The sequence below is a fragment of the Tropicibacter sp. Alg240-R139 genome (genome assembly GCF_900537075.1).
GTDB lineage: Bacteria > Pseudomonadota > Alphaproteobacteria > Rhodobacterales > Rhodobacteraceae > Falsiruegeria.
The window spans coordinates 1,124,930-1,151,920 of record NZ_UNRA01000001.1 but is presented as its reverse complement, the minus strand read 5'-3'; the positions used below and the strand labels follow the sequence as shown (position 1 = coordinate 1,151,920).

Annotated in this window: 27 protein-coding genes; 14 read left to right on the top strand and 13 right to left on the bottom strand. The window is 58.0% G+C overall.

Annotated elements, in window-relative coordinates; genetic code table 11:
• Nucleotides 1-206: 206 nt before the first annotated feature.
• Both G6R15_RS05595 and G6R15_RS05590 read right to left on the bottom strand, forming a co-directional pair.
• The gene (locus tag G6R15_RS05595) at nucleotides 207-1,499 is read right to left on the bottom strand and encodes an MmgE/PrpD family protein (RefSeq protein WP_164658806.1); all 1,293 of its coding nucleotides are present in this window, start codon (nucleotides 1,497-1,499) and stop codon (nucleotides 207-209) included.
• Between the two features lie 37 nt (nucleotides 1,500-1,536).
• The gene (locus tag G6R15_RS05590; protein ID WP_164658805.1) at nucleotides 1,537-1,983 is read right to left on the bottom strand and encodes a type II toxin-antitoxin system RatA family toxin; all 447 of its coding nucleotides are present in this window, start codon (nucleotides 1,981-1,983) and stop codon (nucleotides 1,537-1,539) included.
• 72 nt (nucleotides 1,984-2,055) lie between these two features.
• On the opposite strand from G6R15_RS05590, the gene hpt reads away from it, so the two are divergent.
• Nucleotides 2,056-2,604 (top strand): hypoxanthine phosphoribosyltransferase, encoded by a 549-nt coding sequence (gene hpt / locus G6R15_RS05585; protein ID WP_164658804.1) that lies wholly within the window; start codon nucleotides 2,056-2,058, stop codon nucleotides 2,602-2,604.
• Nucleotides 2,605-2,967: 363 nt separating this feature from the next.
• Here the strand turns inward: hpt and G6R15_RS05580 are convergent, their stop codons facing one another.
• Entirely contained in the window at nucleotides 2,968-3,579 is a 612-nt protein-coding gene (locus G6R15_RS05580; RefSeq protein ID WP_240336697.1) for a thermonuclease family protein, read from the bottom strand.
• A gap of 404 nt (nucleotides 3,580-3,983) precedes the next feature.
• Between G6R15_RS05580 and G6R15_RS05575 the strand changes: the two genes are divergently transcribed.
• On the top strand, nucleotides 3,984-4,337 hold the full coding sequence (locus tag G6R15_RS05575; RefSeq protein ID WP_164658802.1) for a hypothetical protein: 354 nt from the start codon (nucleotides 3,984-3,986) through the stop codon (nucleotides 4,335-4,337).
• Between the two features lie 5 nt (nucleotides 4,338-4,342).
• Here the strand turns inward: G6R15_RS05575 and G6R15_RS05570 are convergent, their stop codons facing one another.
• Both G6R15_RS05570 and lipA read right to left on the bottom strand, forming a co-directional pair.
• Entirely contained in the window at nucleotides 4,343-5,485 is a 1,143-nt protein-coding gene (locus tag G6R15_RS05570) for an amidohydrolase (protein WP_164658801.1), read from the bottom strand.
• A complete protein-coding gene (lipA, locus tag G6R15_RS05565; protein WP_164658799.1) occupies nucleotides 5,482-6,435 on the bottom strand; it encodes a lipoyl synthase in 954 nt (317 codons plus the stop codon). Before lipA ends, G6R15_RS05570 begins: the two co-directional genes overlap by 4 nt.
• A gap of 267 nt (nucleotides 6,436-6,702) precedes the next feature.
• Here lipA and G6R15_RS05560 point away from each other — a divergent pair, with 267 nt between their 5' ends.
• Nucleotides 6,703-7,251, top strand: coding sequence for a peroxiredoxin (locus G6R15_RS05560; RefSeq protein ID WP_164658797.1), 549 nt, complete (start codon nucleotides 6,703-6,705; stop codon nucleotides 7,249-7,251).
• 246 nt (nucleotides 7,252-7,497) lie between these two features.
• Here the strand turns inward: G6R15_RS05560 and G6R15_RS05555 are convergent, their stop codons facing one another.
• Complete coding sequence (locus G6R15_RS05555; protein ID WP_164658795.1) at nucleotides 7,498-8,427, bottom strand: hydrogen peroxide-inducible genes activator; 930 nt, start codon at nucleotides 8,425-8,427, stop codon at nucleotides 7,498-7,500.
• A gap of 241 nt (nucleotides 8,428-8,668) precedes the next feature.
• On the bottom strand, nucleotides 8,669-9,811 hold the full coding sequence (locus tag G6R15_RS05550) for a DUF6456 domain-containing protein (protein WP_164658793.1): 1,143 nt from the start codon (nucleotides 9,809-9,811) through the stop codon (nucleotides 8,669-8,671).
• A 254-nt stretch (nucleotides 9,812-10,065) separates the two neighbouring features.
• Between G6R15_RS05550 and G6R15_RS05545 the strand changes: the two genes are divergently transcribed.
• Entirely contained in the window at nucleotides 10,066-10,353 is a 288-nt protein-coding gene (locus G6R15_RS05545) for a DUF6477 family protein (protein WP_255456124.1), read from the top strand.
• Between the two features lie 33 nt (nucleotides 10,354-10,386).
• On the opposite strand, the gene G6R15_RS05540 is transcribed toward G6R15_RS05545, so the two are convergent.
• Together G6R15_RS05540 and G6R15_RS05535 are read right to left on the bottom strand one after the other, a co-directional pair.
• The gene (locus G6R15_RS05540) at nucleotides 10,387-11,931 is read right to left on the bottom strand and encodes a trimethylamine methyltransferase family protein (protein ID WP_164658789.1); all 1,545 of its coding nucleotides are present in this window, start codon (nucleotides 11,929-11,931) and stop codon (nucleotides 10,387-10,389) included.
• Between the two features lie 136 nt (nucleotides 11,932-12,067).
• Nucleotides 12,068-12,499, bottom strand: coding sequence for a GNAT family N-acetyltransferase (locus G6R15_RS05535; protein ID WP_164658788.1), 432 nt, complete (start codon nucleotides 12,497-12,499; stop codon nucleotides 12,068-12,070).
• An 87-nt stretch (nucleotides 12,500-12,586) separates the two neighbouring features.
• Between G6R15_RS05535 and guaA the strand changes: the two genes are divergently transcribed.
• The 8 genes from guaA to G6R15_RS05495 all read left to right on the top strand — a co-directional run bounded on the left by guaA (nucleotide 12,587) and on the right by G6R15_RS05495 (nucleotide 20,984).
• Nucleotides 12,587-14,146, top strand: coding sequence for a glutamine-hydrolyzing GMP synthase (gene guaA / locus G6R15_RS05530; RefSeq protein ID WP_164658787.1), 1,560 nt, complete (start codon nucleotides 12,587-12,589; stop codon nucleotides 14,144-14,146).
• A gap of 632 nt (nucleotides 14,147-14,778) precedes the next feature.
• A complete protein-coding gene (locus G6R15_RS05525; RefSeq protein ID WP_164658786.1) occupies nucleotides 14,779-15,657 on the top strand; it encodes a DMT family transporter in 879 nt (292 codons plus the stop codon).
• Nucleotides 15,658-15,715: 58 nt separating this feature from the next.
• Nucleotides 15,716-16,618, top strand: a complete 903-nt coding sequence (locus G6R15_RS05520; protein WP_164658785.1) for a DMT family transporter — start codon at nucleotides 15,716-15,718, stop codon at nucleotides 16,616-16,618.
• Nucleotides 16,619-16,679: 61 nt separating this feature from the next.
• Nucleotides 16,680-17,552 carry an ATPase gene (locus tag G6R15_RS05515; protein ID WP_164658784.1) on the top strand — a complete coding sequence of 291 codons (873 nt, stop codon included), beginning with the start codon at nucleotides 16,680-16,682 and terminating at the stop codon, nucleotides 17,550-17,552.
• A 36-nt stretch (nucleotides 17,553-17,588) separates the two neighbouring features.
• Nucleotides 17,589-18,506: a homoserine O-succinyltransferase gene (gene metA / locus G6R15_RS05510; protein WP_164658782.1), complete on the top strand. Its 918-nt coding sequence runs from the start codon at nucleotides 17,589-17,591 to the stop codon at nucleotides 18,504-18,506.
• Complete coding sequence (locus G6R15_RS05505) at nucleotides 18,496-19,449, top strand: alpha/beta fold hydrolase (protein WP_240336665.1); 954 nt, start codon at nucleotides 18,496-18,498, stop codon at nucleotides 19,447-19,449. The genes metA and G6R15_RS05505 overlap by 11 nt, the downstream gene beginning before the upstream one ends.
• 58 nt (nucleotides 19,450-19,507) lie before the next feature.
• A complete protein-coding gene (gene ppk2, locus G6R15_RS05500; protein WP_164658778.1) occupies nucleotides 19,508-20,377 on the top strand; it encodes a polyphosphate kinase 2 in 870 nt (289 codons plus the stop codon).
• Nucleotides 20,370-20,984, top strand: a complete 615-nt coding sequence (locus tag G6R15_RS05495) for a TetR/AcrR family transcriptional regulator (RefSeq protein ID WP_164658776.1) — start codon at nucleotides 20,370-20,372, stop codon at nucleotides 20,982-20,984. Before ppk2 ends, G6R15_RS05495 begins: the two co-directional genes overlap by 8 nt.
• A 7-nt stretch (nucleotides 20,985-20,991) precedes the next feature.
• Here the strand turns inward: G6R15_RS05495 and G6R15_RS05490 are convergent, their stop codons facing one another.
• On the bottom strand, nucleotides 20,992-21,603 hold the full coding sequence (locus G6R15_RS05490; RefSeq protein WP_164658775.1) for a class I SAM-dependent methyltransferase: 612 nt from the start codon (nucleotides 21,601-21,603) through the stop codon (nucleotides 20,992-20,994).
• A gap of 270 nt (nucleotides 21,604-21,873) precedes the next feature.
• Between G6R15_RS05490 and G6R15_RS05485 the strand changes: the two genes are divergently transcribed.
• On the top strand, nucleotides 21,874-24,111 hold the full coding sequence (locus G6R15_RS05485; RefSeq protein ID WP_164658774.1) for an FkbM family methyltransferase: 2,238 nt from the start codon (nucleotides 21,874-21,876) through the stop codon (nucleotides 24,109-24,111).
• The gene (locus G6R15_RS05480) at nucleotides 24,108-24,944 is read left to right on the top strand and encodes a glycosyltransferase family 25 protein (RefSeq protein WP_164658773.1); all 837 of its coding nucleotides are present in this window, start codon (nucleotides 24,108-24,110) and stop codon (nucleotides 24,942-24,944) included. Before G6R15_RS05485 ends, G6R15_RS05480 begins: the two co-directional genes overlap by 4 nt.
• A 2-nt stretch (nucleotides 24,945-24,946) precedes the next feature.
• Here G6R15_RS05480 and G6R15_RS05475 read toward each other — a convergent pair whose 3' ends face one another.
• The 3 genes from G6R15_RS05475 to rpsI form a co-directional block, all read right to left on the bottom strand.
• Nucleotides 24,947-25,996 (bottom strand): adenylate/guanylate cyclase domain-containing protein, encoded by a 1,050-nt coding sequence (locus G6R15_RS05475; protein ID WP_164658771.1) that lies wholly within the window; start codon nucleotides 25,994-25,996, stop codon nucleotides 24,947-24,949.
• Nucleotides 25,993-26,361, bottom strand: coding sequence for a group 1 truncated hemoglobin (locus G6R15_RS05470; RefSeq protein WP_164658769.1), 369 nt, complete (start codon nucleotides 26,359-26,361; stop codon nucleotides 25,993-25,995). The genes G6R15_RS05475 and G6R15_RS05470 overlap by 4 nt, the downstream gene beginning before the upstream one ends.
• 143 nt (nucleotides 26,362-26,504) lie before the next feature.
• Complete coding sequence (gene rpsI / locus G6R15_RS05465; RefSeq protein WP_164658767.1) at nucleotides 26,505-26,990, bottom strand: 30S ribosomal protein S9; 486 nt, start codon at nucleotides 26,988-26,990, stop codon at nucleotides 26,505-26,507.
• Nucleotide 26,991: the final 1 nt, after the last annotated feature.

Here is a 26,991-nt window from a genome sequence, read left to right as displayed (position 1 = left end):
TCCCGTCCGTCGTCTATGTTTCTATCGAAACATCTCCTCCCGTTGGGCCGGGCGCCGCGCCTGGCGCCCGGCCCAAAGCCGCTAGCGGAGCCGACAACGTCGGGTCCGCTCGGGCGCGGGAGCTCCCTGTCTTCTTATTCACCAAACGGAGATGCGCGAAAACCGACTTTGCAAATCATCGCGCATGGGGTTGCCCATCGTCACTGTCACGCCAGACGCTCCGCCAGATCGGCCGCTCGACCACCAGTGCGCAACAGCGACCAGACTTCATCCGTCAGTGCACCACCGATCAGCTTGGCGGCCTTGGTGCGCACCCGTTCCTCTCGTGTGGCGAGCGGCAGCGGCGCTTGCAAGTCGTGGGTCGCCTCGGACCGGCTGCCATCGCGGCGCAAGATTGACAGATGGGCTTGGGTCTCGGTCAGGCTCTCATCCGCTTCGACGTTGATCCGGCCTCGCAGCGCGATCAGACGCGGGTCAGCACAGACCGCGTCGGAATAGCTGTCGAGGCGGGCCGTGTCGTGCCCCAGAGCATGCATGGCCAGAACCGTACGGTAGGAAAACTTGGCCCCCAATCCTGTCGTTGGTGTGGGCTGATTGCACACGCTCATCCAACGTGGATGAGTACGCACCGTAATCTCGGCAATCTCCGGCTCGGCGATGTCCAGCGTTCGCGCGGCCTCGAGCGCGGCGTGCAACCCATGGCAACAGGCGTGGAATTTGTGGCTGACCGCCTCGAAAAGCCACTCATTGCCCAGACCATCTAGCGCCTCTTCCAAGTTGCCCTCACCATGATGCGTGGCACCAAAGCCAAAACTGCCCTCAAGCGCGTCGGCGTTAGCTTGAAATCCGCGTTGCACCAGCTGCACAACCTCGACCCCGGCTGAGGCTGCAAGACCCGCGTTATATGGCTTTCCCATCGTCCCGAACTGCGCTTTGAGGCCAGCCGCGCGGGTGGCCACAAGGCCCAGGACCTGCCCCATACCGTCCGCCTGAAATCCGACCAAACGTCCGACCGCCACAGCGGCCCCAAAAGCACCGGCGGTTGCTGTTTGATGAAACCCGGTTTGATAGTGACCGCGCCCCAGCCACAGCCCGACACGGATCGAGACCTCCATGCCGACCAACGCCGCTTCGAGGACTTCAACAAGTGGCAGGTCACGCATCTCGGCCATCGCAAGCACTGCGGGAAACACAGCAACTGAAGGGTGGCCGATGTGGGCGAAATGGGTATCGTCATAATCCAATGCATGGCTGATGGTGCCGTTGGCCAAAGCCGCTGACCGCCCCGGGGCAGCGCCGCCGCCAAAGAGATGCGCCTGCCCCGCCCCTTGCTCGACGAACACCATGTCGCGGACGATCTTGGACACGGGTTCATCTTGGCCCGCTTGGCCCACTGCGAACCAGTCCAACGCAGAAAGAGATGTCACCAGCCGGGCCGATGCAGTTGTGGTCACGGGGCCAGCGGCAAAGGCCGCCAATTGCGAAGTCAGCTGAGTCATGGGGCGCAGTTTAGCGCCGCCTTCGGTCTGGTAAAGCTTAAGTGTAGAGCTCGGCTGCGCGACGTTCAAAAGCGCGCACGATCCGGTGCATCGCTTCGTTGAAGACGACGCCGATAACCCCTTGAAGAATCGCGTTTTTGAACTCGAAATCCACATAGAAAGAAACCTCGCACCCGCCGTTCGCGTGATCGGCAAAGGCCCAGGTGGACTTCATGTGACTAAAGGGGCCATCAAGGTATTCGGTGACGATCTTGTGCTCGTCCGGGAACAACGTCACCCGGCTGCCAAACCGTTCGCGGAAGACCTTGAAAGAAATCACCAAATCCGCATCCATCACGGTCGCCCCATCAACTTGATGCGTGCGCCGTATCCGGGCTGCCGAGCACCATGGCAGGAACTTGGGATACTGCCCCACATCCGCCACCAGATCATACATCTGTTGCGCTGTGTACGGCAGATGGCGGGTCTCGGAGTGGGTGGGCATGGGGGCCTATATTTTGGGGTGACTCTGGGCGATCATGTCGTATGTTGCGCAGCAAAGATCAAGGGGGCAGTGATGAGCGAGAGCGCATATGTGATTGATACGATGATCTCGGCCAAGGCCATTGCGGCCCGGATCGAGGAGTTGTGTCGCGAGATTCAGGTTGAATTTCAGGGCACCGACAAGCTGGTGGTCGTCGGGCTGTTGCGCGGTTCGTTTGTGTTTATTGCCGATCTGGTGCGCGAGTTGGACCTGCCGATCGAGGTCGATTTCCTGGAGGCGTCGTCTTATGGCGACTCGATGGAAAGCAGCAGAGAGGTTCGCATTCTCAAAGACTTACGCGGCGCAATTGAAGGGCGTGACGTGCTGGTGGTCGAGGACATCGTGGACACCGGCCACACGCTGAATCACGTCACCCACCTGCTGCAAAGCCGCTCGCCTGCGCGCCTGAAATCCATCGCTTTGTTGGACAAACCATCCCGGCGTGAGGTCGATTTCCGCTCGGACTGGATCGGGTTTGAAATCCCGGATGAATTTGTCGTGGGTTATGGCATCGACTATGCACAACGCAACCGCAACCTGCCGTTCATCGGCAAGGTGCGCTTTGTTGCAGATGCAGAATAACGGCTGAAATCGGGGTGTGATATGCGTGCACTACCCGTGCACCAAGCGTGCACCGCCTGATGCGCCGCAATGCAGCACGTTTTGATTCAAGGGGCCGAGTATGAACATCCGCCATTTCCTGCGCATGTCCCGCTGGGCCCGCAACCCACCGTCCGAGAAACAGGTGCTGCGGTTTCTGGCTGTTTAGGGAGTGTGCCTGATCCTGTTCGGGATTGAGTATTTCGGGTTCTGGCCGGAGTGGGCGACGGTGAATTCGTTGAAGCCCTAATGTCAAAACCGATATACCAAAGTTCGAATCCCGCAATTTAGAGTGCGTCACCGAACATCTATGGTTCCACGCAAATCCCGCAGCAAACACAAATCCTAAGAACGCTTGTCTTGTCGGGCTTCGAATTGCTTCCAGACGTGCATATGGCCTTTCTGTCGAGCATCAGCCAAGAAAAGCTTCTTGCGGATATCTGGCACTTCGAGATGGGCATATTTCTTTCCAGAATACTTGGGCCAATCGATCGCCAAACCCTGCTTTACCATTTCTGCTGACAGATCGCGGCCGTCGGGCAAATAGCACTTTGCGACGGTTCGTTCATATTCGTCTACATCAACGATCTCGGCCCGAATTTCTTGTCCCTTGCAAAGTTTATGCAGCGCCCATTTGGCCTTAACGCCAAAGGGATGGTTCAGTTCTGGAGCGTCAATTCCAAACAAGCGTATTTGGGTTTTCTTGATTGTCACTGTATCACCATCAGTAATCCATGCCGCTCCGGTCAGGATCCGTGGTTCGCGCAAATGTTTGGCGTTACTACTATCGAACGGACTCATTTCACGCGGGGCGCGATTTGTCGAGCTTCGCGATTTATTTGTCTTAACCTTGTGTGGCGATGTATCAAAAGGATCAATCACATCATCTGAAACATCGTTTCCAGAACGAAATATTAGGAACAACACACCGATCAGAACCACTAACCCAAAAACCATTTCCAATTGGGCGCCCTCACTCTTTCAAATTCAATTGAAGCTTACTTAATTTTGGTCACGAGGGAGTGATTTCGTTTCGATGCCAAGCTTTTTGCATTTTCGGTCAACCTAAGAGATCGCCAGTCTCGGCCTGCCTAGAGAACTGCGGCTGTTTCGAGTTCAGGGTGTTTGACGGCCAGAGCTCTGGGCAAGTTTTTGATTTTGAAATTCGCAAACGCCTACCGCTTGTCCCTAGCCTGGCACCGCCGGGCAGCGCTTGACCTCCCCCGTCAACCCGGAGGTTTGCACAAGCAAAACTACAGGGCGCTTTGCACTCTACCGAGGCCGGGCCTTGCCCTTGGTGGAGACCAGAGTAGACGCAGTATGGGTTGGTCGTTACGGTGCTCATATTCAGGAGGTCGATTATGAAAATTGCCAACATCGTTCTAAGCGCGCTTGCCGTGTCAGCCTTGGTTCTGGGAACTGATATGGCTGACGCCAAGGACAAACCCAACAAAGGGGGCAACAAGGGCGGCGCCAAAGTCAAGGTCGACAAGGGCGTCAAGGTCCCTCCGGGGCAGATCAAGCGCTATACCCGTGGGGCCAAGTTGCCGAGTGATTTGAATTTCGACTACATCGACGACCTGAGCAAATGGAAGCTTAAACCGCTGCCCAAAGGTCAGCGTTATGTCAAGGTTGGGGACGAGATTCTGTCGATCTCGGATGACACCAAGACGGTGGTTGACGCAGTCGGGATCGTCGGTGATCTACTGAACTAGGCGGATCAGCCCAGAACGGTGCGCAGGGCGGTCAGAAAGATGACCGCTCCCACCGGGATTAGGGCATCGGGGAAGTCGTAGTCGGGGTTGTGGAGTTGCGGGTGGGCCTCGCCGCTTCCCAGCCAGAACATGGCGGACTGGGCGGATTTGGCGAACTGCCCGAAGTCTTCGGAGAATTTTTGTGGGGTTTCGGTGAGCTGCACGGGGACGTCCAGCGACAGGCAGGTCTGGCGCAGGTGCCGGGTGGCCTCGGGTGCGTTGGTGCAGGCCTCGAATATGTCGTCGTAGGTGATGGTGACGTGCAGCCCAGCGGTTTGGGCAGATGTGCGCACGAGGGTTTCGGCCTCGTTCACCAGTGCCTCCATCCGTGTGTCGGTGACGGTACGCAGGGTGATCCAGAGTTCGCCGTGGCCGGGCGCGACGCCGAAAGTGGGTTCGCCGAGCTGGGCGTGGGTCAGTGTGGTCAGGGCAAAGTCGGCGCTCAGGTCGCCGCCCTGCCCCAGTGCGGCCAGTTTTGGCATCAGATCGGCCATCACGGCGGCGGGTGACAGCCCGTCCTGGGGGGCGGCGGCGTGGGAGGTTTTGCCGGTGAGCACCACGCGCATGCCGCGCGAGGCGCAGTTGGCGGCAGACGTGCACAGTTCGACATGACCCAAAGCCAGCCCCGGCAGGTTGTGCAGGGAAAAGACCATGTCGGGGGCGATTTGGGAGAATTGCGGGTCAGCACGGAAGGCAGGCGCACCTTTGCCGGTTTCTTCGGCCGGTTGAAAGATCATCACGGCGCGGCCTTTGGCGGGGCGTTTGGCGGCGAGGGATTCGGCCACTGCAATCACAATCGTCATATGGCCGTCGTGGCCGCAGAGGTGGCCTTTGCCCGGTGTTTCAGAGGCATAGGGCGCGCCGGTTTCTTCGGGGATGGGCAGCGCGTCCAGTTCACAGCGGATGGCGACGGTGGGGCCCGGTTCAGAGCCGTTGAAGATCGCAGCGACGCCATGCCCACCGATTCCGGTGAGTACCTGATCGGCGTTCAGATCGCGCATGATCTGGGCGATTTTGGCGGCGGTCTGCGCCTCTTCCCCCGAGATTTCGGGGGTGCGGTGCAGATCGTGGCGCAGCGCGGTCAGGCGCGCCAGTTGTTCGGGCGTCATTGCTGGCCGAGTTTGGCCTGACGCGCATCCCGCAGGCGGGCAAAATCGTCGCCCGCGTGGTAAGACGAGCGGGTCAGCGGCGTAGCCGAAACCATCAAGAAGCCCTTGCCATAGGCGGCTTTTTCGTAGCTGGCGAATTCTTCGGGCGTGACAAAGCGGTCGACGCGGTGATGTTTGGGCGTGGGCTGCAGGTATTGGCCGATGGTGAGGAAGTCGATGTCGGCGGCGCGCATGTCGTCCATGACCTGGCGGACGGATTGTTCGTCCTCGCCCAAGCCGACCATGATGCCCGATTTGGTGAACATCGAGGGGTCGAGTTCCTTGACCCGCTGCAACAGGCGCAGGGAATGGAAGTAGCGGGCGCCGGGGCGCACCTCGGGATAGAGGCCCGGCACGGTCTCCAGGTTGTGATTGAACACGTCAGGGCGCGCTTCGACCACGACCTCCAGCACCGCGGGGTCACATTTGATAAAGTCCGGTGTCAGAATCTCGATCGTGGTTTTGGGAGAGCGGTGGCGGACGGCGCGGATGGTTTGCGCGAAGTGGTCTGCGCCGCCGTCCTTGATGTCGTCGCGATCCACAGAGGTGATGACCACGTGGTTCAGACCCAGCTTTTCGACCGCATGGGCGACACGGCCTGGTTCGTACGCGTCCAAATCCTCGGGCGGCTTGCCGGTGGCAATATTGCAGAAGGTGCAGGCGCGGGTACAAACTTCGCCCATGATCATCATGGTGGCGTGCCCCTGGGACCAGCATTCGCCCACATTGGGGCAGCCGGCCTCTTCACACACGGTCACCAGATTGTTCTCGCGCATGATCTTGTGGGTTTCGGCATAGCCCTTGCCGCCGGGCGCCTTGACGCGGATCCAGCTGGGTTTCTTGGGTTGGGCATTGTCCGGGCGGTGGGCTTTTTCCGGGTGGCGTTGCTCGGGTATTTTCAGATCGCGCACGTCAGGGTCCCTTGGCTGGGGGTGAAGCTTGGGTCAGCATTCATTCCCTTCTATCATAACGCCGCGTCACAAAAAGTACCAGCATCGCATGGCGGCTATGCACGGGGCGGTGCAAATGCGGCATCTAAAGCTTGAATTCTCGGCGCAAACATTTGTTTCGCAACGTAAAACCGACAACATGCGCCTGCAGCAAATTTGCCCATTGAAGCTGTTTTAGAATCGTTTTAATTCACCAGTGAAACACACCAATTCACAGGAGCTTGAACGATGAAAGCTGGTGCAAAACTGCCCGACGTGACCTTTCACACCCGTGTCCGCGACGAGGCCGTAGGCGGCGACAACCCCTTCCGCTGGGAAGACAAGACCACCGCTGACTACTTTGCTGGCAAGCGCGTCGTCCTGTTCTCGCTGCCGGGTGCCTTCACCCCCACATGCTCGACCTACCAGCTGCCGGGTTTTGAAAACGGCCATGGTGATTTCACAGCGCAAGGCATCGACGAGATCTATTGCATGTCCGTCAATGACAGCTTTGTCATGAACAAATGGGCCGAAGGTCAGAACCTGAAGAACGTCAAGGTGATCCCTGACGGTTCGGGCGAATTCACCCGCAAGATGGGCATGCTGGTCGACAAGGACAACCTGGGCTTTGGCATGCGCTCGTGGCGTTATGCGGCCATCGTTACAAACGGCGTGGTTGAGGCATGGTTCGAAGAGCCCGGCCTGATGGACAACTGCCCCGAAGACCCCTATGGCGTTTCATCACCTGAAACCGTGATGAAGCATCTGGTTTCGGCAAAGACGGCAGAGCTGGCGTAAGCTGACAACAAGATCCAATCTGACAGGCTCGCTCAGGCGGGCCTGTTTTTTTGTCGGCACTGCCATGTCGAGCAGGCGCGCGTAGACCTTGTCATTCTCAGGAATGACCTGATCACTGTACAAAATCAATTTCACCCTGCAGGGCCTTCCCATGAAAATTGATTTTCGTGGCCAAACAACGAACCGATTTGCCTGAACTGCGATGGTACCGCCGTGCAGTCGTCCGGCACAGTCGTTTTGGGCCTATCAATCAGGTGAGCGGCTGTCGTGAACAATCCCCTCGCCCACCTGACGGATCAGGGCGGCCAGATCATCGAACCAACCATCGCCGCTGGTGGTTTCACGCCGCACCAGACCAACGGTCCGGGCCGGTTCGGGGGACGAGAACCGGATCAGGTTCAGCCCCGGAACTGCGGCCAGTTCCGATTTCGCGGCAAGCTCCGGCATCAGGGTCAGGCCAAACCCCTCGGCCACCAGTCGCGACAGGGTGGGCAGCGAGGATGCGCCCATGTTGATATGGGCGCTGTTTCGGTCCTGGCCACACACCTCGAGTGCTTGATCGGTCAGGCAATGGCCATCTTCTAGCAGCATGAGATGAGCGGATTTCAGATCCGTAGGCCGTACCGCATCTGCACCTTGCGGCAGGTTGCGCAAGCGACCCTCGGACCCTGCCAGCAAAAAGCGATCTTCGAACAGCGACATTTCGGTGAGACCTTTGGTCGACGTCGGCAAAGCCAGAACGGCGGCGTCGATCTCTCCTGCCTTTAGCGCGGCAATCAGACGTTCGGTCCTGGCCTCGCGAATCTGCACCTGGAGCGACAAGTCACCTGCCCGTAATGCCGCCAGGACGCCTGGGAGAAGGTATGGGGCCATGGTCGGAATAATGCCCAAGGACAGTGATCGCCGCCCGTCGCTCTGATCTCGGGCGAGGTGGTCGAGAAGAGAGGCCGCGCCGAGCACATCCTCAACCAGAGACAGCACATCGCGGCCCAAGGGAGTCGGCACCACGTCGCGCGCATGGCGTTCGACCAGTGCACCGCCCATCAGTTCTTCGAGCTGTTTGATCTGGACCGAGAGTGCCGGCTGCGAGACATGACATGTCTGAGCAGCCCGCCCAAAGTTGCGCTGCTGAACCAGAGCTTTGAAGTACTGCAGTTGGCGAAGTGTAAAGTTCATAGGGAAGACTTATTGAATTGGGCCCTGTTCACAAGTCCCATATATCGGTTTTCCCTCATCGCTTGGTCGCACGTCGCAATTCGCCGGACGGGGAGCTCCCGCACCCGAGCGATCCCGACTTTGTCGGCACCGCTAGCGGCTTTGGGCCGGGCACTGCGCAAAGCGCAGTGCCCGGCCCAACGGGAGGAGGTGTTTCGTTAGAAACATCGACGACGGGCGGGAGCTCCCCCGCGTTTGAGGTTCAACCGATCATCTGATCGCTTCCGGTGAGCTCATCATAGTGTCGCTTCAACCGTTGCAGCGCGATACGCAAAACGATCTTGCCGGACCGGGCGGACCAGCCCAATTGTTTCTCAGCCATCTCCAACCCCTCCAGGTAGCAGCAGCACCGCAGCGCGACATCGCTTAACCCTGGGCCCAAGTCCGACAGCGCGCGCGACACGCGATTACGCGCATCCATTGGGCCGTGCCCGGCACCAGCGTCTGGCACAACGCCTCCGCGTCCACCCCCGGTCAGAAACCGATCCCAGTTTTGCGCCACATTGGGGCCCATCTGGGCCAGTTCGAAATCCTCGCGCAGACGTTCGCCTGCACGCACCAACCGGTCCTCTAGAAACGGCTGCCCGTCGCGATCCTTGCGCCGGGCCAGGGCCACCAGCGGGCTTTCGATCATGTTATAGCGCATGCGGCGTGGGCGCCCGCCCGTCTCGTCGCCCGCCTCATCTTCTGCCCGCGCCGCCGAAAATGGCGCCTGCGCCTCGGCAAAGCCATTGTCGTTGCGAGACCGGGCCCGGTTTTCGGCCTCGGCCAGAAGTTGACCCAGGGCAGTCCGCCCGGTTGCAGTGATCCTGTAGCGGCTGATGCGACCCGGGTTGTCGCAAGAAATCCAGTCCTTCAGAGCCAAAGCCTGAGCAATGGTACAATCCACCACGGCCGTGCGGGTACTGCCGGTTTTGCCGTCGTCGCGCACAACTACGGCTTTGTCCATATCCTCGGCCACAGCCAGAACCGCGCCGCTTTCACAAAGGCGGCGCAACACGCGCGTTGCCTCGACGTCCAATGTTGCCGTGTCCAACGGATCGGTGTTCGACTTGTTTTCTGAAGCCATTTTGGCAATGCCCCTCGAACTGTCCCTTCGAACGGTGCTTTTGCAGGCATCAATCGGCGGGAAATGCGTCTGGGCCAGCGTCTGCAATGCGGCATCGACCAACGGGTCGTCCCGCCGCAGCTCGACTTTGCGGATCTGGCGCAACACGGTCGAGGCATGGCACCCCGCTCCTCGGGCCAAATCGCGGATCGACCGCCCCGCCTCGGTGTGCGCAAGGTATCGCCGAGCACCCTCGGGAACCCAGCGCGGAACCGGTAAAGCAGAGGTATTGTTCATCTCACTGCATCCTCAATGGCAAAATCGCTGACCTTGTTATCCAACGGTTATCCTACGAGTTACCCACACAACCTATGGCTGCATTGGTTACTCGTTCGTTAAAATCCGCTTCGTCCATCAATATTGTTTCCAAATGATAAACACTCATGAACCCAACGCACGGTCGAACTTGCAGCAAAGCAACACCCGCTAAAGTTGTGGCAACAATGTGGCGGAAACAATCCGAACCCGTGAGGACGATTATGCAAGACTTGATGACGATGATTTCGACCATCCGCCGCCCCCGCCTGTTGATCCGGGCTGCCCGCTTTGGCGCGCAGGAATACAACCGAGACCGCCACCTCCAGCGTGTCCTGGGCTATGGTGCCCTACCTCGTCCAGCGGCTGCGCTGATGCGATTGATGGAAGTGGAACGGGTGTTGGACGATCAGCGGCGCGACGATGACGCCGGGTATTCCCTGACACGACATCTGGATGTGCTGATTGCGATGATGGGCGAGGCGCAGCTGGTTCAAGCCAACCGCGCATCGCCTGTTGCCTAAAGTTCGGGGCCTGCTGAGCCCCACGCTTTGGTCTTAGACAAAGGCATCCGGCATCGACGCCTTTTTCTCGGCCACATAAGCCGCCAGCTTGTCCGCAACTTCTGGATCGAGGTGCGGCTGCTGGTAATTGCCCAGCAGATATTCGACGCGGTTGGTCGCCAAAGAGCGGGTGTCACGCGCGCCCTCTTCTTCCCAGGTTTCGAACGGTTTGTAGTCCAAAACCTCGGTTTTCCAGAAGGCTTCCTTGAAGTTGGCTTGAGTATGGGCGCATCCCAGATAGTGACCGCCGGGACCAACTTCGCGAATGGCGTCCATGGCTTGTGCGTTCTCGTCGATCTGAACGCCTTTGGCCAACCCGTGCAGCACGCCCAACTGGTCCGCATCCATCACGAACTTCTCGAAGTCTGACACAAGACCACCCTCAAGCCAGCCACATGAGTGCAGCATGAAGTTTACACCAGACAGCAGGCCCATGTTGAGCGAATTGGATGTCTCATAAGCGGCCTGCGCATCGGGCAGTTTCGATCCGCAGAACGACCCTGCCGAGCGGTATGGCAGCCCCAGACGGCGGGCCAACTGGCCCGCACCATAGGTGATGTGCGACGCCTCAGGTGTGCCAAAGGTCGGCGCGCCCGAATTCATGTCGATCGAGGTCACCATAGCGCCCATGATCACCGGCGCACCGGGGCGGCACAGTTGATTGTATGCGATTCCGGCCAGACATTCGGCCATCACCTGCGTCAGGGTGCCTGCGACTGAAACCGGCGCCATGGCGCCGCCCACAATAAAGGGCGAGACAATGCAAGCCTGATTGTTCTTGGCGTAAATCTCCATCGCGCCCATCATCACGTCGTCAAACGTCATCGGCGAGTTGATGTTGATCAGCGAAGTCATCACCGTGTTTTCCTGCACGAACTCTTTGCCGAACAGGATCTCGCACATCTCGACCGAATCTTGTGCACGGCTTGGTTCAGTGACCGAGCCCATGAAAGGCTTGTCCGACAGGGTCATGTGGGCCAGCAGCATGTCCAGGTGACGCTTGTTCACCGGCACATCCGTGGGTTCGCACACGGTACCGCCTGAATGGTGCAGCCATTTGGACATGTAGCCCAGTTTCACGAACTTCTGGAAGTCATCCATAGTCGCATACCGGCGACCACCCTCGGCATCGCGTACAAACGGCGGGCCGTAGACCGGCGCCAGCACCATGTTCTTGCCGCCGATGACCACCGATTTTTCGGGGTTGCGGGCGTGCTGGGTGAACTGGCTGGGGGCGGTCTTGATCAGCTCGCGGGCCAGGCCACGCGGGATGCGTACGCGCTCGCCGTCGATATTCGCACCGGCTGCGCGCCAACGTTCCAGTGCTGCAGGGTTGTCAACAAAGTTGACGCCTACCTCTTCGAGGATGGTTTCGGCGTTGGCCTCGATGATATCCAGAGCCTCTTCGGACAGAACCTCGAAGTTCGGGATGTTGCGCTCGATGTATTTGGCGGTTTCGATTTTGACCGCTGTACGCTCGGCGCGACGGGCGGCGCCACCGCCCCCACGAGATCTGCGCCGTGTGTTTGCCTCTGCCATAGGAGTGTCCCCGGGATAGATAGTGTTCACGTTGGTACACTTGTTACCCCACCTGACCTGTCGCGCGATTGTCTGGAACGGCGCTTAAGAGGTAAAAGCGACATGTTCTAAACGCCAAAGCGACAGGCCGGATTGATCAGAGCGGTTTGACCATCGAAACCACGTTTCCCGTTTGCTGGGTTTCTTGCCAGCCCAGGTGCAGATACATCGCACGCGTCGCCGTCAGGCCCGCATGCGTGCGCAAATGCATTTCGCGACAATGCATCTTGCCGGCTTCGTTTCGGGCAAGGCTCAGCAACCGGCCACCGATGCCCTGCCCCGCATAGGCTGGATCAACCCCCAGGTTTGCGATCAGCAGGACATCCCTGCGCACCACCAGAATGATGACCCCAACCAGCGCAGTGCCCTTTTCAGCGACAAAGACAAGGTTGTCCGCAACATCCCCAGCGATGCCACCAGTTACGTCCGGTAAATCCGGTAGCTGCGCCCGCGCTTGGGCATAGGCGGCGGTCAGACAGGATTCGATTGCCGTCACATCATCTGACTTCGCGGGGCGTAAGGCGATCATGTCCGAACCCTTCTGTGCTGTTCATTTCAAACCTCGGTTCCCTGAATACCCTTGCACAAAACACCGCTGCAACCTAAGAGCCATCGCATGAGCCAGACATCCCACGACCGCCTTTTGATCATCGACTTTGGCAGCCAGGTTACGCAGCTTATTGCGCGCCGCCTGCGCGAGCTGAACGTCTATTGCGAAATCCACCCCTATCAGAATGTCACGATGGACTTTGTGCGCGAGATGGCGCCCAAGGCCGTGATCTTTTCCGGTGGGCCCGACAGCGTGACCCGCGAGGGGTCGCCGCGCGCGCCGCAGGAAATCTTTGACTATGGTGTGCCGATCCTTGGCATCTGTTATGGTCAGCAGACGATGATGACCCAGCTGGGCGGCAAGGTTGAAAGCGGCCATGGCACCGCCGAGTTTGGCCGCGCCTATGTCACGCCCAAGGACAGCTTGGATATTCTGGACGGTTGGTTTGGCGACGGTGACGAGCAAGTCTGGATGAGCCACGGCGATCATGTATCTGAAATCGCACCGGGTTTTGAGGTTTATGGCACCTCGCCCAATGCTCCTTTTGCGATCACCGCTGATCCCAGCCGCCATTTCTATGCGGTGCAGTTCCACCCCGAGGTGCACCACACGCCCAATGGCGCGAAACTATACGAGAACTTTGTGAAACTGGCGGGGTTCAACGGCGACTGGACCATGGGCGCGTACCGCGAGCAAATGATTCAGGCAATCCGCGATCAGGTGGGCGACAAGAAGGTTATCTGTGGTCTGTCAGGCGGCGTCGACAGTTCGGTTGCAGCCATGCTGATCCACGAGGCGATCGGCGATCAGCTGACGTGCGTGTTTGTCGACCACGGCCTGCTGCGCAAGAACGAGGCCGAAGAAGTCGTCGGCATGTTCCGCGACAATTACAACATCCAGCTTATCCATGCCGATGAATCAGATCTGTTCCTGGGCGAGCTTGACGGGCAATCCGACCCTGAAACCAAGCGCAAGATCATCGGCAAGCTGTTCATCGACGTGTTCCAGAAACACGCCGACACCATCGACGGCGCCGAATTCCTGGCCCAAGGGACTTTGTACCCGGATGTGATCGAATCGGTCAGCTTTTCAGGCGGGCCGTCGGTTACTATCAAATCGCACCACAACGTGGGCGGTTTGCCAGAAAAGATGGGCCTGAAACTGGTCGAGCCGTTGCGCGAGTTGTTCAAGGACGAGGTGCGCGCACTTGGTCGCGAGCTGGGTCTGCCGCAAAGCTTCATTGGCCGCCACCCTTTCCCCGGACCGGGTCTGGCAATTCGCTGCCCCGGCGAGATCACCCGCGAAAAGCTGGAGATACTGCGCGAGGCGGACGCGGTTTACATCGACCAAATCCGCAAACATGGTCTGTATGACGACATTTGGCAGGCTTTTGTTGCGATCCTGCCCGTGCGAACTGTCGGCGTAATGGGCGACGGCCGGACGTATGACTTTGCCTGCGCTTTGCGCGCGGTCACGTCGGTTGATGGCATGACGGCGGATTACTATCCCTTCAGTCACGAGTTCCTGGGCGAAACTGCCACACGGATCATCAACGAGGTCAAAGGCATCAACCGATGCACCTATGACATCACCTCGAAGCCTCCGGGAACGATCGAGTGGGAATGACGCAGGTTTACTGCGTCCTAGGTTATTGGTAATAGTTTCCCTGCGCGCGCCAGTCTGGCGCGCGCATGTCTTGGCTCGATACAGCCAGATTGACAGCGCGAATTTCTGAGCGCGGTGACAAGTTTTTCCCCGCGATCCCTTTCTTCGTTTTTGATTTGGATCTTGAGCGCAGGAAATTCATCACCGCTGAACAGAAAAACCGGACCGCGGGCTGCTCATGACACCACGACTGATTTCTTGTAAAAGCTGCAATTATAAAAACCGTTATGGACGAGGCACTTGCAGTTACTGCTTTGCACCTACGTCAGCTCTGAATCGGTGGTGGGCGATCCCGGTGTTGATGCTGATGGCAGGTCTTGTATTCATGCTGATAACGAGTGGTGTTCCCCCAGTATAAGGCCGTTGCTGCGGCGAAGAGCTTGAGCCCTGCCCAAGCGAGTGATTTTTTAGCTGCCACTCAGGCGGCCAGAACACGCAATACGGACGCGCCAATCAAAATATTGATCATCTTACCTGCAACAGATGAATCGTCCCCGCGTCAGGTTCGCACCTAAGCCGCAAGTCGACACAAGTGGTTGCTAAGTGAACAATGCGGGTTGACGCGGCAGACGCATTCGGCGTTCGTGTACCCCATGGATCAGCCCCCCAATCACATCGCCAAGGCCGCCCTTTGGATGACTGGCGCCATCGGTTCGTTTTCGGCCATGGCCGTTGCCGGGCGCGAAGTGTCCGTCGCTCTCGATACATTCGAAACGATGATGTACCGCAGCCTTGTGGGGTTGGTGATCGTCTGCCTTGTGCTGACCATCACGCGCAAATGGGCGCAGGTCACCACGCGATCGATGGGGTTGCAGCTGTTTCGCAATGCGGCGCATTTCACCGGGCAGAACTTGTGGTTTTATGCGGTGACGGTGATCCCTTTGGCGCAGGTTTTCGCGTTGGAATTCACCACGCCGCTCTGGGTCATTGTATTGTCACCGCTGGTATTGGGCGAGCGGCTGACGCAGATCCGGGTTTGGGCCGCGATCCTGGGTTTTGCGGGCATCCTGATTGTTGCGCGTCCCAGCCCCGACACCGTCAGCCCCGGCCTGATCGCTGCTGCAAGCTCGGCCATCTTTTTTGCTTTCACGATCATGACCACCAAACACCTGACCAAGACCGAGGCCATTGGCTGCATCCTGTTCTGGCTGACAGTGATGCAGTTGGGTCTGGGCCTTTTGGCATCAGGTTTTGACGGCGACATTGCATTGCCCGATGCCCAAACTGCCCCCTGGCTGGTTGTGATCGGTCTTGCCGGATTGCTGGCGCATTTTTGCATCACCAATGCACTTGCGATTGCGCCTGCTACTGTGGTTGTTCCGTTTGATTTCGTGCGTCTGCCGTTCATCGCGATCATTGGGATGCTGATGTACGGCGAGCCGTTGGATATGTGGGTGCTGGTGGGAGCCGCGGTGATCTTTGGCGGAAATTATCTAAATATCTACGGCGAAACCCGAACTCGCCCGGCATGACACACAATGCGCAGGTTTCGGGTCGAAGTTTTTGGCGCGACCCGGCAAAGCTGCTGACATGAGCGATCAAAAAACCATGTCCGCCCGCGCCTGGGCCGAATTGTTCCTGCTGGCCCTGATCTGGGGCGGTTCTTTTCTGGCTATCCGCGTCGCATTGGACGAGGTGCCGGTGATCACGTCTGTGCTGCACCGCACCGGATGGGCGATGATCGCGCTGTGGCTGGTGATCCTGGCCATGCGCCTGCCCATCCCGCGAGAACCGCGCGTCTGGGGCGCGTTTCTGGTCATGGGACTGCTGAACAACGTGATCCCCTTTGGCCTGATGGCCTGGGGACAGCTGTATATTGAAACTGGTTTGACTTCGATTCTGAACGCAGCAACGGCGATCTTTGGTGTTCTGGTGGCCGCCGTAGTTTTTGCTGACGAGAGTTTGACCGCGCGTAAGATCATCGGTGTGGGGTTGGGGTTTCTGGGCGTGGCCGTGGCCATAGGATTGCAGAACTTCACCACCTTCAACATTCAAAGCCTCGCTCAACTGGCTATTATTGCAGGGACATTCTTCTATGCGCTGGCCAGTGCCTGGGGTCGTGCCAAGCTAAGCCATCTGTCCCCGTACGTGGCAGCAGCGGGCATGTTGACGGGGTCAACCGTTGTTTTGTTGCCTCTTGCTCTGCTTGTTGACGGTCCGGTGTCGATGTCGCTGCAAGCGGACACCTGGCTCGCGATTGGCTATTACGCCGTCATCGCAACGGCTGGGGCCTATCTGCTGTATTACCGCGTGCTGGCGATGGCGGGCAGTGGTAACCTGATGCTGGTGACGCTGCTAATCCCGCCGGTGGCCATCGTTTTGGGCGCTTTTGTGCGCGATGAGACGCTGATGCCACAAGCCTTTGTGGGGTTTACCCTGCTGGCGGTGGGTCTGTTGATCCTGAATGGCACGATTGGGCGTCGGCGCAATTGACCCCGCCTGCCCTGCACTCTAGCAAGGGCCAAACGACTTTTGGCTTAATGGACGGCGGGACATGATTTACGGCTCGGCTCAGGACTGGCGCGCAGCGGCGCGCAAAAAGGTGCTGTTTTTTGGCATGTCGGGGCTGGGCAAGACCTATGTCAGCAACATCCTGCGCGATACGGGCGATTGGTTCCACTACTCCATCGATTATCGCATCGGCACCCGCTATATGGGCGAATACATCACTGACAACGCCAAGGCCGAGGCGATGAAGGTGCCGTTTCTGCGCGACCTGCTGCTGTCGGATTCGATCTACATCGGCTCGAACATCTCGTTCGAGAACCTGACGCCTGTGGCGACCTATCTGGGCAAGCCGGGTGATCCGACCAAGAGCGGGCTGGAAATCGGCGAATATCATCGCCGCCAGGAACAGTTCCGACTGGCCGAAACCCATGCGTTGCTGGACACCGAATACTTCAGCGATCGGGCGCAACGGCTTTATGGTTATCCGAATTTCATCTGCGACACTGGTGGTTCGATCTGTGAGTGGGTCGATGCCGAGAACCCTGACGATCCGTTGCTGTCAGAACTGTCCAAACACACGCTGATGATCTGGATCAAGGGGGATGAGGCGCACACCGAGCAGCTGATCCGCCGGTTCGACAAAGCGCCCAAACCGATGTCGTACCAGCCCGCGTTTCTAACCCGCGTCTGGGATCAATATCTGACACAGCAAGACTGTGACCCCGACGAGGTTGACCCGGACGCCTTTATCCGCTGGACCTATGCACAAGCTCTGGCGCATCGTCAGCCCCGCTACGAGGCGATGGCGCGCAACTGGGGCGTGACAATAACCGCTGACCAGATCAGCGCCGTGCGCGATGCATCCGATTTCGAGGATGTGATTGCGCAAGCCCTTGAGACCAAAAGCCAGACCACCTAGGTTGCCCCATTCATTCGCAACGAAAAAGCTGACCTGATGCCTATTAAGATCCCCTCCGACCTGCCCGCCTACGATGTCCTCACCGATGAGGGCGTCATGGTCATGTCGCCGGATCAGGCGGCGCGTCAGGACATCCGCCCTTTGCGCATCGGTCTGTTGAACCTGATGCCAAAGAAGATCCAGACCGAGAACCAGTTCGCACGTCTTATCGGTGCGACGCCGCTGCAGATTGACCTGAGCCTGATCCGGATGTCCGAACACCGCACCCGCAATACGGCTGCGGAACATATGGTCGAGTTCTACCACCCCTTCCAGGAGATCAAGGATCAGAAGTTCGACGGGCTGATCATCACCGGCGCGCCGATCGAACATCTGGAATTTGACGACGTCACTTATTGGAAAGAGCTGCGTGAGGTCATGGATTGGACCCAGACCAACGTGCATTCCACCTTTGGCGTCTGCTGGGGGGGGATGGCGATGATCAACCATTTCCACGGGGTGAAGAAACACATGCTGGACGCCAAGGCGTTCGGCTGTTTCCGGCATCAAAACCTTGATCCTGCGTCGCCTTTCTTGCGCGGGTTTTCCGATGACTGCGTGATTCCGGTCAGCCGCTGGACCGAGATGAAACAAGGTGAGATCGACGATGCTCCTGGTTTGAAAACGCTTTTGGGCAGTGATGAGGTCGGCCCCTGTCTGGTCGAAGACACCGGCCATCGCGCGCTCTATATCTTTAACCATTTCGAATATGACAGCGATACGCTGAAGCAGGAATATGATCGCGACGTTGCCAATGGTAATCCGATCAACGTGCCGATGAATTACTACCCCGATGATGATCCCAACCGCGATCCGCAGAACCGCTGGCGCAGCCACGCGCATTTGCTTTATGGCAATTGGATCAATCAAATCTATCAGTCGACCCCGTTCGACAGGACAAAAATTGGTTGTTAAGGCACTGATATCGCTTTTGATTTTGGGTGTTGCGGGCGTCGCGATCACCCAATGGAAGGCGAGCCAGAAAGAGGGTCAGGCCGAGGCCAGCCATCCGCCCCCCGGTCAGTTCGTTGATGTCGATGGAATCAAGATTCACGCCGTTGTCTCGGGCGAAGGTCCCGATCTGGTGCTGATCCACGGCTCTAGCGGATCAACCCGCGACACGAGCTTTACTCTCGCGCCTGCTCTGACAGACCGCTACCGGGTGATTTTGCTTGATCGGCCAGGACATGGGTATTCCGACCCCCTGCCCAAAGGTCATGAAACCATTGGCGATCAAGCCCTGTTCCTAAGCGCCGCAGCCGCAAGATTGGGTGCTGAGAAACCAATTGTGATGGGCCAAAGCTATGGCGGCGCCGTCGCACTGGCGTGGGCTGTGCTCTTCCCGAACCGGCTGTCTGCACTTGTGCCCGTGTCGACCCCGTCGACGCCATGGACCACCCCGCTGGACCCATATTATCAGCTGATAACATCAACCTTTGGCAATTTGCTCGTGGTGCCATTGATCACCGCCTTTGTGCCCGACAGCCGGATTGAGGGTACAATGAACGAAGTTTTTGCACCTCAGGCCGTGCCCGAGGGGTATCTGGCGTATTTCAATCCGCGTCTAAGCCTGCGCCGGTCGGCTGCCCGAGCGAATGCCAGACAGAGGGCAAATCTGCTCGACGAAATCGCCGCGCTTCATCCGCGATACCCTGAAATATCGGTACCGACCGAAATCATCCATGGGGACGCGGATGACATCGTAAGCCATTCTTTGCATTCCGAAAACTTGGTGAAACGCATTCCTGGTGCTGTGCTGACTCTCTTGCCGGGTATTGGCCACATGCCACAACACGTTGCTGTACCCGACGTCACTGCTGCCATTGACCGTGCCGCCGCGCGCGCGGGTTTGCGTTAAGACGATTAACATTACATAGTGGGCGGAAACAAAAGCAATAATCCCGGAGGCACCCCCGATGGCCCGCCCAACGCACGGTGAGATCACCAGCTACCTCAACGATGATGCGCCGCAGGATATCCGCGAGCGGGTTTTGAAGTCCGACAAGGGTGACATCCTGAACCCAACCTACCCCTATGACGAACGCATGGGACGCAAGGATTATGAAAAGCGGATGGAGGCGCTGCAAATCGAGCTGGTCAAGTTGCAGGCCTGGACCAAACAGACCGGCGAGCGTATTGCTATCTTGTTCGAAGGGCGTGATGCGGCTGGCAAGGGCGGCACGATCAAACGGTTCCGCGAAAACCTGAACCCCCGTGGTGCGCGCGTCGTGGCGCTGGCCAAACCGTCAGAGTCCGAACGCAGTCAGTGGTATTTTCAGCGCTACGTCGAACATCTGCCCTCGGCCGGGGAAATCGTGTTTTATGATCGCAGTTGGTACAATCGCGGCGTGGTCGAAAAGGTGTTTGGCTTTTGCACCGACGAAGAGCGTGAGCGCTTTTTCCGCCAGGTTCTGCCCCTTGAGCAAGGATTTGTCGAGGACGGCATTCGCACGTTCAAGTTCTGGCTGAATGTTGGCCGCGCCGAGCAGCTGCGTCGGTTTCGCGACCGCGAAGGTGATCCCCTGAAACAGTGGAAGCTCAGCCCCATCGACGTCAAGGGTCTGCACAAGTGGGATGATTATACAGCTGCGATCCAAGAAACTCTGCTGCGGTCGCATTCAGATATAAACCCTTGGACCATTGTGCGTTCGGACGACAAGAAACGCGCGCGCATTGCAGCAATTCAGACGGTGCTAAGCCAGCTGGATTATGACGGCAAGGACGCCAAGGCCGTAGGCAAACCTGACCTCAACATTTGCGGTGGACCGGACATCTGGGATGCCTAAACGCGGTTATCATCACGGCAATCTGCGCCAAGCCCTGATCGAGGCGGCCCTGAAGCTGATCGAAGAAAAGGGCCCAACCGGGTTCACGCTTTCCGAAGCGGCCAAGACGGCCGGCGTCACCCCGGCAGCCGTCTATCGCCATTTCGCAGGACGCGAAGACCTGATCGCCGAAGCCGCGCGTCAGGGCTTCGACATGTTCGCCGACCTGATGCAATACGCCTATGACACTGGGCAGCCGTCCGCGCTGGCCGCGTTCGAGGCAACGGGACGTGCCTATCTGGCCTTTGCCCGGCGACACCCGGGACACTATATTTCCATGTTCGAAAGCGGCATTTCGGTGAACCGAACACCCGAGCTGGCCGCGGCTGCCAACCGTGCCAAAGCGGTTCTGGAACGTGCCGCAGGCGAACTGTCGGAGCATATTCCGGCGGAAAAACGCCCACCTGCGTCCATGTTCAGCGCCCACATTTGGGCGATGAGCCATGGTGTGGTTGAACTTTATGCGCGCAACACGGGCACTGCGTCCCCCTTCCCGCCCGAGGATCTGTTGGAAACCGGGATCGGGATTTATCTGCGGGGGTTGGGGTTGATCGAAGCGGACAAGTAAGCCCGGATCACTTCGAGCGCGCGATAAAAATATCGTGTTCGATGTCCCACCGCAAACCGCGCGACACGGCCCAATCGACCAGGAATTCCTTGGTTGGATACTGCGAGAAGCCGGGTTTTTCGGGATCAAAGCATCGCATGTCGTCGATCATGATCGAAACGCCGTCCCATTTGTCCATGTTGTCCGAAATCGCCTGCAATTCTTCGCGGATCGGGCATTCCAGTTCGCCCTGAAAGGTACCGTCGCCGGAATAATGCCCATCAAGCCAAAAGCACACATTGCCGGTCAGGTCCGGCAGGAGCGCGGGAAAAACGTTTTCGCTGACGTCCTTGATCACCTCGATCGAAGGGTCATTACCAAAGCGCGCGTTGGCGCTGGCAAAGAGATTCGGCTCGGGCTCGATCGTTATCACCCGGTCGGCAAGTTGACCCAGATAGGCAGTGGTGTTGCCCATGTTGGTGCCCGTTTCGACCCAAGTGGATGCCGACAAGCTATAGCGCTTGAGAACCGAGCGTTTCGCAATCGCGGGCGCAGGCACGTCAAAGCCCGTTTCCAGCCATTCTTCCAAACCCTTGCGATACCGCATGCGACGATACAGCGCCGTGTTCTTGATGCTCATGATGCCTCCTGCCCTTCGATAAGCAAGCTCCCTATCGCAGTTCATCCTGAGGGAAAACCAAATTGCGAACAATCCACATTTAGGTCGGCCCACGTTGGGCCAATCCCAGCGTCTGGGGTCGTCGCAGCGTTTACAACTCTGGGAGTTTCTGCCAAACCAGATGCAACGCAAACCCCGTTCACACAGCCATTTGGCCCCTCATCTGGCCTTTGTGCGGATCAACCCCAAACATGCGCGTTTTCGAACGCTGCAGACCATGGAAGCGCTTGAATGAAGTTCCTGAAAAAGCTCCGCGGCAAAAGCCACAAGGATGACCCAATCACCGACGAAGAGCGGATGATTATCAAGAATTGCATCCGCCCCGGGGATATCGTGTTCGACGTCGGCGCCCACCACGGCAAATGGTCCGAAAGCGTGTTGAAGATGGCGGATGCTAAAATTCACGCCTTTGAGGCCTCCAAGGACGCTCATCAGGTGCTGCAGGGCACCATCGCCGACAAGGTCACGCTAAACTGGAATGCGGTGTCGAACCGCGACGAGGATCTGACGTTTCACGTCTATCGCGATGACGCACGGCTCAGCTCGCTGCACCGGCGCACCAGTGTCGAGGACGAGCTGCTAACTGCAGGTTTTGACGCCATCACCGTGCCCGGCACCACAATGGACACTTATTGGGCTGGTCGAACCGAACAGATCCGGTTCCTGAAAGTTGATGTCGAAGGGGCGGAATATGACGTACTGCGCGGCACCCGAGAGCTTTTGCGCCGCGGTCAGGTAGACTTCTTGCAATTCGAATACGGCGGCACCTTCCTGGACGCGGGCACGTCCTTGCGCAATGTTTGGTCTTACTTGCGCCGTTTCGGCTATCGCGTGCTGCGGGTGCAGAACGGCAAGTTTTCCGAGGTGAAGAAGTTCACCGATAAGACCGAAGATTACAGCTATTCCAACTACTTGGCCCTGCACGAACGGTTAATGAAACCGTTTCTGAAAGAGGGCGGCGAAATCGAGCTGGATTTCGACCGAATGGCGCATTTCGGGATCAAACCCACAGGCGTCCTGCATGTGGGTGGTCACGAGGGCAACGAAATCACGACCTATCGCGCCAAGGGTATCAGCCCTGTTGTGTTTGTTGAGGCAAACCCCGATCTGGCCGGTGGCCTGCGTGATCGGTTTACCTCGGACGGTGATGTGAGCGTCATCGAATCCGCCGCCGCCGAAGAAGAAGGCCAAGCCACCTTCAACATCACGTCCATGAATCAATCCAGCTCGCTGCTCGAGCTTAAGGATCACGCCAAGCTGTACCCCAAGATCGGCGTTGAAAAGCAGATCACCGTGCGCACGGCACTGATCGACACTTTGCTGGAGGAAGCCGGGATTGACCCAGCCAGCCTTGATTTCATCGCTATGGATATTCAAGGGGCCGAGCTGAAAGCGCTGAAAGGCGCGACCGGACTTCTAAAGAATATCAAAGCGTTGCAGATCGAAGTTAATTACTCAGAGCTTTACAGCGGTTGCCCGCTGATCCACGAGATCGACGCATTTCTGGAAGAGCACGGGTTCATTCGCGTGATGACCAATACGCCTTACAGCGAGGAATGGGGCGATGCGCTTTATGTTCGTCGCCCGTTGGTGGGCTGTTCGGTCGTGGGTTCGATGGGGCGGTTCGCCAATCAGGTGTTCCAATATCTGTTCATCCAGACCTATGCGCGCGAATATGACTATACCCCCGTTAACTCGACCTGGGCTGGCGATGACATTTTCAACGTGGCCCCCGGCCTGACCGAGATGCCCGAACTGCCGTTCAAGATCGAAGAACAAGGCTATGAGCTGTCCAACAGCACGGTCGCCAATGACCCCGAAGTGCGGCCCGCCACCGATTTCGCCGGGTTCTTTCAGTATCACACACGCTACTACAAACCGTACAAAGAGCTGATGCAGGAGCATTTTGCGTTCAAGGGCGCCTATGCCGAGCGTGCAGCCCAGCTGAAGGCGCTGTTTGATGCGCAGCCCGGACCCGTAGTGCCGCTGCACCTGCGGCGCGGTGACTTTGGCACTGGCGTGTTCTTTATCGCGCCCGAGGCCTGGTATCTGGATTGGCTGCAAGGCTTGCGCGAACAGCACCCGGATCTGACGCTGTATATTGCATCGGATGAGCCCGAGGCAGTGCTGCCTGCGTTCAAGGACTTCAACGTGATCACCGAAAAAGATCTGCCCGAGAGCGATCTGGAGCATGGGTTCTTTACTGACTTTGCAGCGATGACGATGGGAGATCATCTGGCGATTTCAAACAGTTCGTTCTCGTTTGCGGCGTCCATGCTGAACCAGACCGCGCAGACATTCATGCGGCCTGACCTGACCCAGGAAAAACTGATCGATTATGATCCCTGGAACGCACCCGTCTTGCTGCGCAAGGTCGAGGCAGAAGATGCAGGCGAAGCGTTCATGAGCGAAAAAGCCAAAGGCCGATCCAAGTACAAGTGGCGCAAGGTGCGCAAGATTTTCAAATGAAAACAGAGGTTTATTTCCTGAACCTCGATCGCGTCCCGGACCGCGCCGTTTTCATGACAGACCAATGCGCGCATGGGGGCATCACCGCCCCCATTCGTGTTTCTGCCACTGATGCCTCAGCCACGCGTGATTACACATCGCCCCGATACAGGCCGCACAGTTGGGGGCCTTATTGGAGCATGACAAAGACCGAGGTCGCGGTGTTCGAAAGCCACCGCAAGACCTGGGAAACCATCGTTGAAACCGACCGGCCCGGTGCGATTTTTGAGGACGACATTTTGTTGTCGTCCACCGCTGGTGCAGTGATCACCGCCTTGGGATCCGAACAAGCGCAATTCGATCTGGTCAAACTGGACGCGGTTGGCGGGCGCTATCGATTTGGTCCCATGCGCGTTCTGGGGGGGCAAAACCTGCGCCGGGTTGTCGGCGTTCTTCCCAGTGCCGCCGCTTACCTGCTCAGCCCAAGCGGCGCCGCGCAGCTGTTGGAGCAATCGCAAAGTTATTGCGACCATCTGGATGATTTCATCACCCGTCCTTGGCCCGGCTTTCGCGCCTATCAACTGGACCCCGCCGTTGCCGTTCAAGGCATGTTTTCGGACCTGTCCAACCGAGTAGACATTCCCGCCAGTGTCATTGGCAGCGAGCGCACCGATTTCGGCAAAGCGGCCCCCGACGACGGGCGCGGGCCATTCACCTATCGCGCGATGAAAGAGATCAAACGCACCGCCCGCAAGATCGACCAGAAACGCGGTGGCGACAAACGGCTGCTGGCATCTGGTGGGTTTATCGGAGAAGTCCCGCTGAGCGGCGACCTGCCCCCATTCAAACGCTGAGCTTAGCGTACATGGGCAGGCCTCAGGTTCGCCTCGACCGTGATCAGGTCCATCGCGCCCAGGCCCTTGATCTGATGGGCACCAAAATCACCGATCTGGAACTCGTCGATCAGGTCGAACTTCATCTCTTCGGGGGCAACGATGCCCATCGGATCGGCCATCATCTGAAGCCGTGAGGCCATGTTCACCGCCGGGCCAAAGACGTCATAGACGTATTTCTGAATGCCCACGACAGACCCGACCGCAGCGCCCGTCCCCAATCCGATCCGCGCGCGCCATGTGTGCTGATGGCTTTCGTTGCGCCGTTCCAGATACCTCAGGAATCGCACGGCACAATGGGCCACGGCAGAGGCATGTTCTGGTGCCGGATCAGGCATACCACTGACGGCCAGATACGCGTCGCCAATGGTCTTGATCCGCTCGCAGCCGTATTGCTCGACGATGCGATCAAAGGCGGTGAAGATGTCGTTCAGTTCTGACAACGTTACCGTCGGATCGGTTTTGGTCGCAAACGCGGTGAAATCGACAAAATCCAACATCACGACTGAAACCTGATCGTACAGTTGTGGCGTGACCACGCCAAAGGTCTTGAATTCTTCATAGACCGAACGCGGCATCAGGTTCAGCAACAGCTTTTCCACCCGCTCTTTTTCACGCTCCAGCTCGCGCGTGTTGCGTTCGACCATGGTCGAATAGCTGTCGATCATCGATTCCAGCTCGCGGATGCGAGTGATGTTTTGACATTCGACCACCAACAACCGTTGATCGCCGGACCGCGTGGCCGAGATCGAAACCGCGATGACCAGCGTTCTGCGCTTTCGCTTGAGTTCCACTTCTCCGGTGAACATGCGCCCTTCGGCATCGCCCTCGCCCAGGTCGACGGGCGACAACCCTTCGATCAACTCACTCAGTCTGGTCTTATCGTCCGGGGTTCCAAACCATTCGCAAAAGGGTTTGTTGGCAAAGACAAATTCGTGACTGACCCCGTCGACAATGGCCACACCCACCCCGATGGAGCGCAGCAATTGCTCGTTGATGGCCGTGATACTCATCCCTCGTCCGCCGTCACTATGATCGCGCGTTTGCTTTCAATCTCGTGTAGCACGAAATCCACATCCGACGGCTTCATTCCGTGATCGCTCAGCGCCGCAGACAGAAGCCGCCCCATTTCATCAAAATCCGCGTGCGAGATGTTCAGCTGGGCGTGCACAACGCGCAATCTGTCATCGGAAAAGGACACCGGCCCCCCCACCAGCGAGGAAATGAACTTGGTTTGATGATCCATCAGACGCGGCATGTCTACATCCGCAAAATAGTCCCCGATCTGGTCGGAATCCAGCGCCATTTCGTAGAAGTTCATAACGATGCGGCTGATGGTTTTGAAACCGCCGTACTTTTCGTACACCGTGGTGCCCATAACAAATTCCGCCAATATTCATGCAATATGCATGCACATTAAGCCAGAAGAGGCACTTAAATCAAATTGAGACCAAATGTGACGCCCAAACGAAAAAGGGCCACGCGATTGCGTGGCCCTTTTCTGTTCGATAAATCCGAAGCTTAACGCTTGGAGAACTGGAACGAGCGACGCGCTTTGCGCTTACCGTATTTCTTACGTTCCACAACGCGGCTGTCGCGGGTCAGGAAGCCAGCGGCTTTCAGAGCACCACGCAGAGCGGGGTTGTACAGTTGCAGTGCTTTCGAGATGCCGTGCTTGACCGCACCGGCCTGACCGGTCAGGCCGCCGCCTTTGACGGTCGCAACAACGTCGAATTCACCTTCAACGCCGGCAACCTGGAACGGCTGGCGCAGGATCAGCTGCAGAACGGGACGTGCAAAATAAATGTCCTGGTCTTTGCCGTTCACGGTGACCTTGCCGGAACCCGGTTTGATCCAAACGCGCGCAACAGCGTCTTTACGCTTGCCGGTGGCATACGAGCGGCCCAGTTCGTCACGCACGGGTTCGCGCAGGACGATTTCTTCGGCCACGGTTTCAACGCCTGCAACGGCGCTCAACTCTTCGAGAGTATTGATCTGATCAGCCATC